Source organism: Enterobacillus tribolii (assembly GCF_003363015.1).
Classification (GTDB): Bacteria; Pseudomonadota; Gammaproteobacteria; order Enterobacterales; family Enterobacteriaceae; genus Enterobacillus; species Enterobacillus tribolii.
In genome coordinates, this window is record NZ_QRAP01000009.1 from 1 (window position 1) to 14,838 (window position 14,838).

General features: G+C 59.4%; 12 protein-coding genes. All 12 read right to left on the reverse strand.

Annotated features, from left to right (window positions below):
• A partial coding sequence (locus tag C8D90_RS17315; protein WP_230473043.1) for an Ig-like domain-containing protein occupies positions 1-2,351 on the reverse strand: 2,351 nt, incomplete at its 3' end.
• Between the two features lie 514 nt (positions 2,352-2,865).
• A complete protein-coding gene (locus tag C8D90_RS17320; protein ID WP_115459727.1) occupies positions 2,866-3,474 on the reverse strand; it encodes a helix-turn-helix transcriptional regulator in 609 nt (202 codons plus the stop codon).
• A 921-nt stretch (positions 3,475-4,395) separates the two neighbouring features.
• Complete coding sequence (locus C8D90_RS17325; RefSeq protein WP_115459728.1) at positions 4,396-6,036, reverse strand: thiamine pyrophosphate-binding protein; 1,641 nt, start codon at positions 6,034-6,036, stop codon at positions 4,396-4,398.
• Positions 6,037-6,065: 29 nt separating this feature from the next.
• Positions 6,066-7,535 carry an aldehyde dehydrogenase gene (locus C8D90_RS17330; protein WP_115459729.1) on the reverse strand — a complete coding sequence of 490 codons (1,470 nt, stop codon included), beginning with the start codon at positions 7,533-7,535 and terminating at the stop codon, positions 6,066-6,068.
• A 9-nt stretch (positions 7,536-7,544) separates the two neighbouring features.
• Positions 7,545-8,336, reverse strand: a complete 792-nt coding sequence (locus C8D90_RS17335) for an aspartate dehydrogenase (protein ID WP_115459730.1) — start codon at positions 8,334-8,336, stop codon at positions 7,545-7,547.
• A 25-nt stretch (positions 8,337-8,361) separates the two neighbouring features.
• Positions 8,362-9,156 carry an SDR family oxidoreductase gene (locus C8D90_RS17340; RefSeq protein WP_115459731.1) on the reverse strand — a complete coding sequence of 265 codons (795 nt, stop codon included), beginning with the start codon at positions 9,154-9,156 and terminating at the stop codon, positions 8,362-8,364.
• On the reverse strand, positions 9,153-9,962 hold the full coding sequence (locus C8D90_RS17345) for an alpha/beta fold hydrolase (RefSeq protein WP_115459732.1): 810 nt from the start codon (positions 9,960-9,962) through the stop codon (positions 9,153-9,155). Before C8D90_RS17345 ends, C8D90_RS17340 begins: the two co-directional genes overlap by 4 nt.
• Positions 9,962-10,492 carry a cupin domain-containing protein gene (locus C8D90_RS17350; protein ID WP_115459733.1) on the reverse strand — a complete coding sequence of 177 codons (531 nt, stop codon included), beginning with the start codon at positions 10,490-10,492 and terminating at the stop codon, positions 9,962-9,964. The genes C8D90_RS17345 and C8D90_RS17350 overlap by 1 nt, the downstream gene beginning before the upstream one ends.
• Before the next feature lie 16 nt (positions 10,493-10,508).
• Entirely contained in the window at positions 10,509-11,780 is a 1,272-nt protein-coding gene (locus C8D90_RS17355; protein ID WP_115459734.1) for an MFS transporter, read from the reverse strand.
• 29 nt (positions 11,781-11,809) lie between these two features.
• Positions 11,810-13,009 carry an NAD(P)/FAD-dependent oxidoreductase gene (locus tag C8D90_RS17360; RefSeq protein WP_115459735.1) on the reverse strand — a complete coding sequence of 400 codons (1,200 nt, stop codon included), beginning with the start codon at positions 13,007-13,009 and terminating at the stop codon, positions 11,810-11,812.
• Positions 13,006-13,959 carry a VOC family protein gene (locus C8D90_RS17365; protein WP_115459736.1) on the reverse strand — a complete coding sequence of 318 codons (954 nt, stop codon included), beginning with the start codon at positions 13,957-13,959 and terminating at the stop codon, positions 13,006-13,008. Before C8D90_RS17365 ends, C8D90_RS17360 begins: the two co-directional genes overlap by 4 nt.
• 98 nt (positions 13,960-14,057) lie before the next feature.
• Positions 14,058-14,837 carry an IclR family transcriptional regulator gene (locus C8D90_RS17370; protein ID WP_115459858.1) on the reverse strand — a complete coding sequence of 260 codons (780 nt, stop codon included), beginning with the start codon at positions 14,835-14,837 and terminating at the stop codon, positions 14,058-14,060.
• Position 14,838: the final 1 nt, after the last annotated feature.

Genomic DNA, 14,838 nt, shown 5'->3' on the forward strand with positions numbered 1-14,838 from the left:
AGGGTATGGTTGCCGTCAGCCAGCGCGGTGCCCGGCGTGAAGGTCCAGCGGCCGTTGTCGTCAGCCACAACGCTGCCGATGGCCTTGCCATTGTCCTTGATGGTCACCACGTCGCCCGGAACCGCAGTACCGCTCAGGGTCGGGGTGGTGTCGTTGGTCACATCGCCTTTCTGCAGCGGCCCGGTGTGCGGTTCGACGTCGTCAACCACGCTGATGATAGACGGCTCGGAGCTGACAGGAATAAAGACGTTCACGTTATAAGGAGGTGCTTCACCTACAGCGAGGTTACCCGCCGGGTCACGCGTTTCCAGGGTCAGCTGGTTCAGACCTTCCAGCAGCGGGGTGTCCGGCGTCAGGCTCCATTTGCCCTCTGCGTTCACAACCGCAGAACCGATCAGGTGCTTACCGGATGCATCTTCGCTGTACACGAATACGATATTGCCGGCTTCGCCGATACCGTTGATAACCGGCTTGCTGTCGTCGGTGGTGTCGCCGCTGGCGACGTTGCCCTGCTTGTCACCCACGTTGTCTTCCACGCCGGTGATCTTCAGAACGTCCGCGCTCGGGTTCGGTGGTGTCGTGTCGACTTCAAAGTCCAGCGGGTCGGACGCATCACTGGTGTTGCCCGCTTTATCAGTCTGGGTCACGGTGATGCTGTGATCGCCTTCAGACAGCGGTTCTTCCGGCGTGAAAGTCCATTTGCCGTTTTCATCAATAACGGTGGACCCCAGAACTTCTTTGCCGTCATAAATAATAACGGTGTCGCCCGGCTCGCCGCCGCCGCTGAATACCGGCTTAGTTTCGTCAGTTACGCCGCCACTTTGGATCGGACCGGTAATCGGGCCGGTATTATCCTGCGCATTGGCGACATCCGGCTTGGCCGGAGGGGTGGTATCAACCACGATTTCGATCGGATCGGACGGTTCACTGGTGTTGCCAGCCGGATCCTGTTCTTTGATAACCAGCTCGTGATTACCTTCATCCAGCGGTTCTTCCGGCGTGAAGGTCCACTTACCGTCTTCATCAACAATCGCAGTACCGATAACTTTGCCATTATCTTCAATAATAATGGTGTTGCCCGGATCCCCTTTGCCGTTGAACGTCGGCTGGGTTTCATCCGTTACATCGCCACTGTTCAGCGGGCCGGTAATCGGGCCGGTGTTATCGATGACTTCAGGAAGATCAGACTTGTCGAGTATACCGGTGACAACGTTGAAATCACGTACGTCGGAGGGTTCACTGACGTTGCCTGCTTTGTCAGCCTGCGTAACGGTGATTTTATGGCTGCCGTCACTCAGATTTTCGGAGGGTTGGAAGTACCAGCGGCCATCAGAGTTAACCTGGGTCTGGCCAATCGCCTTACCATTGTCATAAATGGTGATTGTCGCACCGGCTTCACCTGTACCGCTCATTTCCGGGCGGGCATCGTCGGTGTAAGTACCACTTTTGATTTCACCGGTAACGCTGCCCACTTTATCCATGATGTGTTCGATGGTAGGGGCAGCCGGCGCAGTGGTGTCAACTTCAAAATCGATGGGTGCGGATTCTTCGCTGGCGTTGCCGGAGGGATCAGTCTCGATCACGGTCAGCGCGTGCTGGCCTTCGCTCAGCGGCTTTTCCGGTTTAAAGGTCCACTTGCCGTCTTCGCCGACGGTCGCGGTGCCGATAACATCACCGTTGTCGTAAATGGTGATGGTGTTGCCGGGTTCACCTTTACCGCTCATTACCGGGCGCGTTTCGTCGGTGCTGTCGCCGGTTTTGATTTGGCCGGTAATCGGGCCGGTGTTATCCATCAGGCTATCGATTACTGGTTTTGCCGGCGGCGTGCGATCGCCATCGTCGTCGTCGTCCGCAGCTGCGGCAGCAATCCCGCCAATCGCAGCGGCGGCAGCCAACCAGCCAAGGAAACCGAACAACATGTCGTTGTCGTCGTCAGCCGCAGTAAAGATACCGCTGCCCGATCCCAGAGGCTCACCGCCCAGGGCGACAGGAGACATGTCTCCTTCAGCGATCAGGTAACCCGTTTCATAACCTTCACCGGACAAAGGAACATAGGCATAGAGCTGCCCATCTTCCGCCATCCCCAACAGTACAGGGTTGTTTGCATCACCATCGAAGTAGTCTTCGATAATAATACTGGGTTGTGTATCACCTTCTTGAATAATGTGCAGCGCTTTATCTACACGCTTCAGTGTAATATTCTCAGGTGCAAAGTCATCATTAACGTTCTTGAGCAGATATTTATTGCCGGCAACCAGTTTTACCTTAACTGCTTTGCCTGCATCTGCGGTTAAAAGCCGAGTTTTTCCTTCTCCGCTATTAACAGCCAGAACGATTTTATTTTCCGTCATATTCAACTCCAAGCATCATGCCATGAACCTAGGTCGTCCCCATTCCTTTTTGGGTAAGAAATCCCCTTACCCAGAAGAGCTACCGCTAACTTAACATCGATTATTTCGTCAAAACATTCACCTACATTGGACGGATAAGTCCCATTTAAAACCAGGTAGGCGGTTCTTAGTCATCTTTTTGACACACAGGCAAGGTTAAAGCACTGCTTTAAAAGATCTTTTAATGAAAAGAGGAAGGTTAATTCAGAAATAAGAAAACTCGTTTCCTATTCAGTAGGATAAAAAATAAGTATAACAGCGCAAAAATAAGACTTTCTTAAAACATGAAAAATCCAACAAAATATATTCAGACCATAAATAAGATTAGGATTTTTCTCATCTTGATGATATAAATAAGGAAGAACCCACCGTTGAAAGTGAACTTTTTCAAGAAAGTAGAGAGGTAATATCACGATGAACAACGCGCTATTACCCCTGCCTCTCTGCTTAACAGATATATCTTAATGAGGGTATTTCAGCGACACTGAAAGAAGAGGTCGGAAAAGCGCTTGACCCCAAGCTTACGTAATATATTCGATTTATGGGCGCTGATTGTCTTCTCGCTGCGGGATAACCGGATAGAGATCTCCTTGTTCGTGGAGCCATCCAGGTACATTTTCAGGATTTCCGTCTCTCTGCGCGTCAGGCCTGCCGCGGCGTAGTACTCGTCGTTAAGCATTGCCGCGCCGTTATTCTTAAGAGAATGGATATCCCAGGAGTAGCAGTAGCCACCATCGCGTACGATATTGATTGCATTAAGGAAAAAGCCGACTTCGCTTTCACGCTCAATCACACCGTGTACATTGTCGAGCTGCTCAAGAAACTTCTGCCAGGGCTGATCGTCCTCAACCAGAAGAAGAACAGGGAAACTGATTTGCTGAGAAAGGCGTTTCAGATGATGAGAGGGGCTGGTATGCAGCACTTTTCCATCGACGATGCCAATGTCATAGTGCTCATCGGGACCTTCTTCGATGAATTTTTCAATATTTTTCAGTACAATAGAAGACGTCTGATAGCTGGACTCTATGATACTGATGATGCCTAAGCTCCCGAGGTTTTTCTCACCAAGATATAACGTTTTCATAAATTGTCCCTATTTATACTGATAGTCTAAAACCATTTTCCTATTGCGCCTGCGCTACAATTACGGTCTTAAGACTTTTCCCTCTTGAATCAAAAAATTATGTTCGCGATCGTCGTCAGTTCCCGTTTGCCTCCGGAGACACCGGAGCGCGCCTTTCCATCATCGTAGTCATCGTTATTGTTTACCACAAAAAATCAAACAATAAAGTTACATGGACAGAAACGGAGATGATAGGTCGTTTGCTAACCCGTATACGCGCGCAAAAACATATCACAACACTAAACAAGAACTTTCTTACAGAAATTCGAAACTCGGCATAAGAATATTCCCACTACAAAAAATAGTCAATCCTCTGGGGAAAGAATTATAAACAGGCCATTGGCAGTACTTTTACTCTCTTGACGCTCAAAAAATCATCACAAAAAGCATTGTACGTTGAGTGCGAGATGATTTCTATAGTTAAAGATAGCGATAGTATTTGCCATAAAACGAGATATTTATCGCTATATACTTAATAAAACCAGAATTCATTCATTAAATAACTTTCACATTAAAGATAAATTTTAACAAAGAAATTACTTTTTATTAAAAATTTGAAACGCACAATTTCCTTAATTAAAAGTTAAAACAGAGATAGGTCCGCAAAAATCAAGAAACGCACACATAAATTCTGGCGTTTAAAAATCCCACAAATTTTCCATCTGTTATACTCCGGTTTATATCCTCTCGGAAAAATAATAAGCACAAAGTCAGCATGGTTTTACCCTCGGGTGAAAACAAAAATCAGATAATCCTTATATCACCAGGTAACGACGCATTTCAGGCAGGTAATTGTGAAACAGTCAGAGAAGAAACAGCGTGGGAATTAATGGCGGAAGAAGCCGGCAATGAGCGGCTTAACACCGCTCATTGCCACGTAAATCAATACAGCGTTTTTTGTGGCGGACCGGCGAATCGAATTTCGCCGATAGCGTTCATCATTACCTCGACCACGACCGGCCCCGGATGACCGATAGCCTCCGCCATGATGCCGTCAAAATCCGCCGCGTCGCTTACGCGATAAGACGAAATGCCCATTGCCTCAGCCAGGGCGGTAAAATCCGGCGTTAACAGTTGGTTATAATACTGACGGCCGCCAAAGTATTTGTCCTGAATGCCGCGCATCACGCCGTAGCCGCCATCATTCATCACCAGCAGGGTGATGTCGCATTTCTCCTGCGCCATGGTCGCCAGCTCACCAATGCCGAGCATCAGCCCGCCGTCGCCGACCAGTCCGACGATTTTCTTATCCGGGTTGGCGATGGCCGTACCGATCGCCATCGATAACCCCATACCGATGGCGCCGGCCAGCGAATGAATATTGTGCAAAGGCTGCGTAGCTCGGAATAAACGGCTGCCCCACACGCTGCCGGAGACGGTGATATCACGCACCAGAATGCCATCCTGCGGCAACGCGCGTTCAATCGCGTCATTCAGTCGGGCGTAAGGGCCGGACTGCTCCCGCAACCCCTGCTCCGCCTGCGTCACCGCTGCGCTAATCTGCGCGTCGCGGGCGGCGTCGGCCTTTTCATCCGGCAGCAACCGCGCCGCCAGCGCCGTTAACACCGGTGCGCAATCAGCCACGATCGCATCATTGACCTGATAATTACGGTTAATCGCCGCCGGATCGATATCAATCTGAACCCGCATTTCCGGCAGCGCCAGGCTCCAGGTGCGGGTTTCATTGCTGCGCAGGCGCGAGCCGGCGATCAACACCAAATCGCTTTGCGCCAGCACCTGCTCCACGGAAGGCGAGTTATGAAACGCACGCAGGCTGCGCGGATGATTATCCGGCAAAATCCCGCGGCCATGCGCGGAAGAAATGACCGCGACCCCGGCATCCGCCAGGCGGCGTACCGCAACTGCACAGTGCAATGCACCACCACCCACCCACAGCAGGGGCCGTTTAGCCTGCTTCACCTGCTGGTACAAACGTTCAATCTGCGCCGGTGATGCCTGCGGCACAGCCGGCAGCGCGGGAATATCCGTCAGCAGATCGGCGGAGATTTTCTGGGCCTGAATGTCGATCGGAATTTCAATCGACACCGGCCCGCACGGCGGCGTGCGCGCATCGGCAATCGCCCGGTGCAACAGCGCCAGCGCCTGCCGGGCGCTGTTTACCCGGTAAGCGCGCTTACCGCTGGCGCGCAAGAATCCCAGCTGATCGCGGGCTTCATGAATAAAACCGACGTCGGCATCAAGCCAGGCTTTCTCCACCTGCCCGGTAATATGCAGCAGCGGCGAACCGGCATTGGCGGCTTCCACCAACGCCCCCACCGCATTCCCCGCCCCTGCGCCGGTGCTGGTCAGCGCCACGCCGAGGCCGGAAAAGCGACCGTGCGCGTCCGCCATCGTCACCGCCCCGGCCTCGCCGCGCGCGGGAACAAAATGAATCTTCTCCCGGCGGCCTATTGCATCCGCCACCGGCAGGTTATGAATCGAGATAATGCCGTATACGGCGTTTACGTCATACTGCTCCAGCGTCCGGGCAATCGCTTCGCCCACGGTAATCTCTTCGCTCATGGTCTGCCTTCTCATCAGTTGTTACCGGATCAGTCGCTCCACAGATTGCTCTGCCCGCTCAGCCCCAGATAAATGCTCTTTTGCTGCATATAGGCCTTAATGCCCTGCATTCCTTTTTCCCGCCCCAGCCCGCTCTCCTTAAAACCGCCGAACGGCGTGGAGATGGAGAAGGTTTTATACGTGTTGATCCACACGGTCCCCGCCTCAAGCGCCCGCGCCAGGCGCAGCGCACGCGGGAAATCACGGCTCCAGATCCCCGCGGCCAGCCCGTAAACTGAATCATTGGCCATGGCGATCAGTTCCGCTTCGTCATCAAACGGCATCGCCACCAGCACTGGGCCAAAAATTTCTTCCTGGCATACCCGCGCCCGGTTATCCAATCCTTCAATCAGCGTTGGCAGAAAGTAGCTGCCTTTGCTCAGCGCCGGATCGGCTGGCGCTTCACCGCCCACCAACACCCGGCCCCCCTCCTCTTTCGCCAGCGCCACGTAGGCCGCCACGCTGTCGCGGTGGGCGGCGCTGATCAACGGACCAAGATGAATGCCCGGCGTGAAGGGATCGCCCACCCGCAGCCCGCGCGCTAACTGCGCCACGCGCGCCACCAGCGGCTGATACAGTTTGCGTTGCACGAACAGACGCGCCCCGGCGATGCATGCCTGCCCGGCCGAGCTGTAAATGCCGTAGCAAATCCCGCGCGCCGCCTGCTCCAGATCGGCATCGTCCAGCACAATGGTCGGCGACTTGCCGCCCAGCTCCAGCGACGCAGGGATCAACCGTTCTGCCGCAATGGCCGCCAAATGACGCCCGGTCCGGGTGCCGCCGGTGAAGGAAATTTTGCGCACCGCCGGGTGGCGTACGATAGCTTCGCCAATCACGCTGCCCTTGCCGGGCAATACGCTCAGCAGGCCCGCCGGTAAACCCGCCTGTTCAAACAGTTCCGCCAGCTTCAGCGCCATTAATGGCGTGGCCTCCGCCGGTTTGAGCACCACCGCATTGCCCGCCGCCAATGCCGGGGCAACTTTCTGCATTTCGCTGGCGATAGGGGAATTCCATGGCGTGATGGCTGCCACCACGCCCAGCGGCTCATACTCGCTCAGGGTCATCACCGCGGCGCTGCGCGGGGTCGGCAGTTCCCCCTCCAGCACTTCGCAGGCAGCGGCGAAATAGCGCGCGGTCGCGGCGGCGCTGGCTACCAGCCCGCGGGTTTCCGCCAACGGTTTACCGTTATCGCGGCTTTGTAACTGCGCCAGTTCTTCCTGCCGCGCCATAATCAGCTTGCTGACCCGGTGCAACACCGCCGCCCGTTCATGCGGCACGCGGTTACGCCATGCCGGATCGCGCCAGGCGCGGTCTGCGGCGGCAATCGCTTCGGCCACGTCCTGCTCGCCCGCGGCGTTCAGGCGGGCCACTTCGGAGCCGTCCGCCGGAAAGCGGGAAACCATCTCCTCCCCTTTGCCGGTACGCCACTGACCGGCGACAAAAATCGGTAATACGCTCATCGCATCCCCTTACCAGGCATAGTCCTGATTCAATAAGTGACGACAGGCCTGCACCGCGCTTAACGCGGCCAGGGTGGAGGTTTTCGGGTTACTGGCCAGCGGGGTGCCGCACAGTTCGATATGGAATTCGCCGAATCCGCCGCTGGCGTGAATCACATGGGTGTTGCGCCGGGTATGCGGATCGACCTTAAGCTGTACCCGGGTTTGATCCATGCCGATGCCCATCAGGGCAACGGTAGCCGCCACGTTGGCGTTGGCCGGAAACATCTGCGCCGCCTCACGCGCCGAGCCTTCAAAAAAGACGCTCGCTTCGCTGACCGTATCCAGATTAATCAGCTGTTCCGCCGGGCTGCCGCGCCAGCTGGCCGGGCTTTTACAGGACTGATAGGTCACGCTGTCCAGCCCGCCCTCGCGCGCGCTGGCTAAGCCGTCCATCCCCGCCACCGCGCCGGAAAGCACCACCAGGCGCCCCCCGTGACGCGCCGCCTCACGGCGCAAATCCGCCTGCAACGCCGCATCCGCCAGCGCGCCGGTGGAAATCACCGCCAGCCGCCAGCCGCGCGCCAGCACCGCGCAACCATATTCACGCACCGCCTGCTGGCTGGCGCACTCCAGCACCAAATCCGGCGTCGCCCCGCATTGTTGCGGGTGGCTCAGCGCGACCCCGTCGCCGAAACGCGCGTTAATGGCGCGGTGATGCCGCTCATGCGCCACCACCCAGCCCACGTTCACGCCTTCGGGTAAACGTTCAACCACCGCCTGCGCCATCGCGCCGTACCCTATCAACATGATCTTTTTCATCTTCCCTCTCCCGCAGACGCGTGCGTTACAAATGCCGGCTGAATCCGCCGGAAACATCCAGCGTCGCCCCGGTCGTGAACGAGGCCAGCGGAGAAGCCAGGAACAGCAGCGCCTGCGCGGCTTCCTCCGGCTTGCCCAGCCGCCCCATGGGAATGCCGCGCTTTTGGGCGATCCCCGCGATCCACGTTTCCCAGCTCTGACTGCGATCGTCGCGCTGTTCAAAGCGCCGGCGCCATTGTCCTGATTCCACCATGCCAAGCAGGATCGAATTCACCCGAATCCCCTGCTCCACCAGCGTCTTAGATAAATTGAGCGTCATATTGAGCAACGCCGCGCGCGCGGCGGAGGTGGCGATCATGTGCTCCTCCGGCTGCAACGCCAGCAGCGAGTTCACGCAGGTCACCGATCCGCGATCGGAGCGGCGCAACTGCGGCAAAAAAGCGTTCAGCGGATTGAGCACGCCGAACAGCTTGAGCTGCGCCTCATGCAGCCAGGCGCTGTCGGGCGTCTGCTCCAGCGTGGCGACGTAACCCTGCCCGGCGTTGTTGATCAACATGTCCGCCGGTCCCAGCTCGCGTTCTACCCGTCCGGCAAAATCCTGCACTTCCTGAGCGTTCAGGACGTCACAGCGGCAGGCGAAAACAGCGGCGGCGGGAAACTCGGCGCGCAGCGTTTCCGCCGCCGCGCTCAGGCGTTCCGTATCCCGGCCGCAAAAGGCGACCTTCGCCCCTTCGGCCAGCAACAGGCGCAGCGTGGCAAACCCGATACCGGATGATCCGCCGGTGACCACTGCCACCCGTCCTTCTATCTGGTAATTCATGACACTTCTCCCGCAGAGCGCCGCACGAAATCGCGCAGCAGCCGGTTAAATTGCGCCGGGGCATCGAGATAACTGGCATGCCCGGCAGCCGGCAACAGATGCAGCGCCGCCCCGGTGCGCTGCGCCAGCGCGGCGGCGTCCTGCGGCGGCGTGATACCGTCCTGCTCGCCGCACCACACCGCCAACGGGCCGCGGTAGCCTGGCAGATAAGACGCCAGCGCGTCGTCAGCCAGCATCCGCGCGGCGGCAAGAAAGCCATCGCGGCGCAGCGCCCGCATGCCTTCCCGCACCGTGGCGATATCCGCGTCGTCCGCGCCGGGGCGCAGCAACTGCGCCGCACGCCGCTGCGCGTAGTCTTGTAAATCCTCCGCCTGCGCGCGGCGGACGTTAAAAACCTGTTCGCGCCGTAACGCGTCGGCCGTGCCGTACCCCTGCGCCGGATCGGCAAGAATCAGCCCCGCCACGCGCTCAGGGTGACGGGCGGCAAACGCTGCGGCCATCATCGCCCCCAGCGAATGGCCGAGCAGCAGCACCCGCGTCAGTTGCAGCGCGTCCAGCCACTGCGCCAGCACGGCGGCATAATCCGCGGCGCGCGGCCGGGCTGGCGTCAGCGTCGTACTCTCGCCGTAGCCCGGCGCGTCCCAGGCCCACAGGCGGCACGCCGCACACAGTTCGCCGTCGGCGAACTGCTTGTGCCAGGAGGCCGCGCGCGAGCTGATGCCGTGCAGCAGCACGACGTCCGCGCCCTGCCCGGCCCGGCGATAGCTCAGGGTGCCGCCGTTAAGCGTCAGGGTCATTTCCTTCATCAGTTACGCTTCACCTGAGACAGCGGATGATCGGCCGGATAGGTCGGCGTCACCGGCTTCGGGTTGCCAATCATCACCAGCATCAGCGCCTCTTCCTCACCGTGATTGAACAGCCCGCGATACACGCCTTTCGGCACGGAAATCAGGTCGCGCTCGCGCAGGGTGGTCTGGTATTCCTCTTCGCCGTCGCGGATAAACAGCGTGATGGTGCCGCGCAGCATGAAGAACACCTCTTCGGCGTCGATATGCAGGTGCAGCGGCCCTTCGCACTTCGCCGGCAGCACCATGGTGGAGAAGGTGAAATGCTCGGCGGGCACGGTGTTGCTGTCGCTTGCCACGCCGGTGGCGCCGGTGCCGATGTAACGCATCTGGGCACGGCGGTATTTGGGGTCGAAATCCGCCTGAAACTTCAGGGCGTTCCAGTCATATTTGCGGCCTTCGAAACGGGCGACGCGTGACTCCACCCACTCTTGCAGCGTTTTGTCCTGCGGTTTAACCGCTTCCGGTTTCAGTTCGGTAATCTCTGACATGGTGATCCTCCGGTTATCAGTAATGTTTCAGTAATGGCAGCAGCATCAGGCACCCCACGGCGGCAACGGCGGTCAGGAACATCAGGCCGGTATCCATGTCGTGGAAGGTGGCGATCAGCACGCCCATTACCACCGGCGCCAGCGCGCCGGCAAAGTTACCCAGTCCGTTGAAAATGCCCCCCGCGGTGGCGCTCACCTGGCGGGACGTCGCTTTCGCCAACAGGGCAAAGATATTGGGCGCGCCCGCGCCCCACATGAAAGTGCTGAAGGCCATCGCGGCGATCACGGCATAGGTATTGCTCAGGTGCAGCACCATCAGCAGCCCGGCCCCGGCGCCCAGCATGGAAATGAAGCAGCTCAGCGCGCGCCGGTTTACCCGATCGGAAAACCAGGCGCCGATCACCTCGCCCAGCAGCATGGCGATAAACGGCAACGAAGAGAGATAGCTGGCGTGTTCCAGATGAATTCCTTTTCCGTCAATCAGGTAGCTGGGCAGCCAGCCATTCATGCCCCACAGGTAGGTCAGGAAAGTGATATTGAACAGGCAGATCAGCCAGAAATGCGGCTGCCGCAACAGCTGACGGCGCTCCTCCCGGCGTTCCCCGGCCTGCCCCTGCGCCGTGCGGGCAACGGCGCGCGGCGGCTCGGCGACGTGCCGCAGGCCGAGCCACACCCACAGGATCACCGGCAGCGTCAGCGCGGCCATCACGAAGAAGGTCGCCTGCCAGCCGGCATGATTGAGGATATACAGCGTGACGGGAAAACCGACGGCGGCGCCGATCGGCGTTCCCAGCAGCCACAGCATGGTGGCGCGCGCCTGCAGGCGTTGCGGAAACGCATGGCGGACGATGGAAAACGCCAGCGGGAACAGCGGCCCCTCCGCAATGCCGAGCAGGATGCGCAGCGTCATCATGCCGCTGTAAGAGTGGGTAAACCCCATCATGATCATCAGCACGCACCAGACGCACATCATGCCCAGCAGCAGTTTCTTCGGCGAAATGCGGTCACCGATGCCGCTCAGCAGCGTTGATGACAGCCCGTAAGAGAGCAGAAACGCCGTCATCAGCAGCCCCAGGCGGGTAGGGTCGAAATCGATGCCCAGCGCGCGCTGGAATCCGGTGTCGGAGAACAGCGCCGCGATGCTGATTTTGTCGAAAAACGCCAGCAGGACGCAGGCGAACAGCGCCATCGGCACGCTCCAGCGCACCGGCTGCGCCGTTTCCTTTTCAGCTTCAGCGCGTGCGTTTGGCGTCACCGCGCAGCCGTCTATCTCATGTGCGGTAGTCATGGTCTTTCCTCCCGTATCAGAGAAGCCGCTCATTTCAGCGACATCAGGGAAAAGGCCGGATCGGCCAGCTGCGCAGGATCTAATTCCCGGTCCGCGCTTTGCCAGCGTTTAGCCAGTTTCACGGTGCGTGCGTCATTCACGCTGACCAGTTGCGTCAGCCTGTTGCGCGCATTCAGGGAGAAATAGAGCGCGCCTTGCGGCTGTTCGCGCACGCAGGTTTGCGTACCCGCGCCGGGCAGGCCAAGGATCTGGATATTGCGGCCGTATTGATCCGACCACAGCCAGGCGCCGTCGGTATATTCCGGCGCCTGCGGGTCCAGCATCGCCGTGGCGGTGGCGATCGCCTGATTCTGCGCGTAGGCCCAGGATTGCAGGCACAGCCCGAGCTGCGGATGCTGCGCCACGTCGCCGACGGCAAAAATCGCCGGGTCGCTGGTGCGCCCACGACCATCCACCACGATGCCCTGTTCCACCGCCAGCCCGGCGCGCTGCGCCAGTTCGGTATTCAGCGTGACGCCGATTCCGACCACCACGCAGTCGAAGTCCTCTTCCGGCGTTACGTCGCTGCGGATCAGCGCCTGCCCGGCCCCTCCACCGAGCGTGACGTTGCCGCAGCCCGGATGCACCGTAACGCCGTGCGCCCGGTGCATCTCCAGCAGCATCTGCGACACCGCAGGATCGACGCTGCGCTGACACAGCCGCGCCTGAGACTCGAACAGGGTGACGTCCTTGCCCAGCCCGCGCGCCGTGGCGGCAATCTCCAGGCCGATCCACCCCCCACCGACAATCGCTACCTTTTGCCCGGCGGACAGCGCAGCGCGCAGACGGGTGGCGTCGTCCCAGGTACGCAGGGTATGCACCCGCGGATGCGCCTGCCATTCGCGCCCCGGCAGCCGTGCCTGACCGCCGGTGGCGATCACCAGTTGGTCATAGCGCAGGCGTTCGCCGTTGCTGAGCACCACTTCACGCGCCGCGCGGTCGAGGGCTTCGGCGCGCAGCGGGCGACGCCATTCCAGGTTGAGCGCCGCCAGCGTTTCCGCGCTGAACAAGGCGCTGAACGGCGGCTGTTCCTGTTGCAGCGCTGCCTTGGAGAGCGGCGGACGTTCGTAGAAATCATGAGGTTCGTCGCCGACCACGATCAGCCGGCCGGCGAAGCCTTTGTCACGCAGGGTTTTGGCGGTCCAGCCGCCGGCCTGCCCGGCGCCGATAATGACGATGGTGTCGCTCATACCGCCTCCGGCTTGCGTTGCTGACGGCGGGTGTCGGCGTCGATGCCGCCCTCGATCGCCCATTCGGTGAAGGACGTGAGCGAGTGCTCCAGCTCGCGCGGCTGCCAGTTTTCAGTCAGGTAATCATCATTGGTGTAATACTCGAACGCGCCGCCGGTCGGGCTGTTGACGTACCAGAAATACGCGGAAGAAATCGGGTGGCGGCCGGGGCCGATGAAGGTGCTCCACTGATGCCGGTTCATGGCGATACCGCCGCCGACCACTTCATGAATGTCGCGCACGGTGAAGGCGACGTGGTTCAGCCCGGCGCCGCGTGCAGGCAGCTTGAGCAGGAACAGATTGTGATGGCCGCCGCGCGCCTGGCAGCGCAGGAATACTGCGCGATCGATGTAGCGATCCGAGACGTGAAAACCAAGCACTTCGCGGTAAAAACGCTCCGTAGCGGCCAGATCGTCGACGAAAAACACCACGTGACCGATGTTGACCGGCTGGGCGCGCTCATAAACCGGGCTGGGCGTATCCACGCGGCGCACGTCGCCCCACTGATTGATCGGCGGCACCGTCAGGGTGACCGGCACCTGGCGGCTGACCGCCACACGCAGCGTCATACCATTAGGATCGCGGCACTCCAGCCCCTGTTCTGTTTCGCGAAAGCCGGGCTGATCGCGCAAACGCGGCGCCAGCGCCACCAGATCGCCGGCGGTCGCCACGCCCCAGGTCATGCGGCGCAGGGTGGAGCCGGCTTCGAAAGGCGGCGGCAACCGGCTGTCCTGCAACGGCGTCACGCTGATCCGGGCGCCGCTCAGGGTGGTGAAATCGTGGGTTTGCCCCTGCTTCGCCGCTTGCGGCGTCAGGCCGAAATCCTGCATGAAGCGGGCACACGCCTGCGGGTCCGTCACGCCGAATTCAAGCTGTTCAATCCCGGTAACGGGAGAAAATTCGCTGCTCATAATGGTGCCTCTTGGTGCCTTACGCCGGATTTCAGGCGCAGGAGTCCCCCTGACGCAATAAAAGCGCCTGGAAAACATGAGTATTTTTACGGCGTCACTCAGTAGAGCGGCGCCCCCAGGAAGCCGGAGATGGTTCCGGCGGCATCACGCACCTGCTCTTGCAGCCGTTCCCGCCTGGCGGCGGGAATTTCATCCACCGGCACCATGATGCTGACCACCGCGGTGACCTTTTGCTCACGGTTAAACACCGGATAGACGATGGAGGAGATGCCGTGACGGTAAAAGGATTCGCCGATGACGTAACCACGCGCCCGGTCCTCCTGCACCATGCGCCACAGGCTCTCTCTGTCGCTCACCGTGCCGCCTGCGGGCAGCGTCGCCTGCGGATAGATGCGTTCAAACTCCGCGCGGTCAACGCCGGTCAGCAGCATGCGTCCGAGCGAGGTGCTGTGCGCCGGCAGGCGCGTGCCGACGCTGACCTGATTGATGGTGGCCCCGGCGGCGCTGACGCGCGCCACGTAAATCACATCCGCGCCGTCACGGATCGCCAGGTGGCTGCTGCACTGGCTGCCGTCGCGCAGTTGCTCGATGACCGGCTGCCCGGCCTGCACCACATCCAGACCGGAGATGTACTCAAACCCCAGCCGCAGCACGTTGATGCCCAGCGCAAAGGTATTGTTACGCGGATTACGCTGGAGAAAGCCCAGGTGCTCCAGCGTTTGCACCACCCGGTACGCGGTGGCTTTGGGAATGTCGATCAACCGGTGCAGCTCGGTGAACGACAGCTCGCGGTGCTGACGGCTGAACAGCAGCAGCAGTTGCAACCCCCGTTCCAGACCGGGAATCAGGTATTTGCAGCCCGCCTCTTCCTCGTCCATG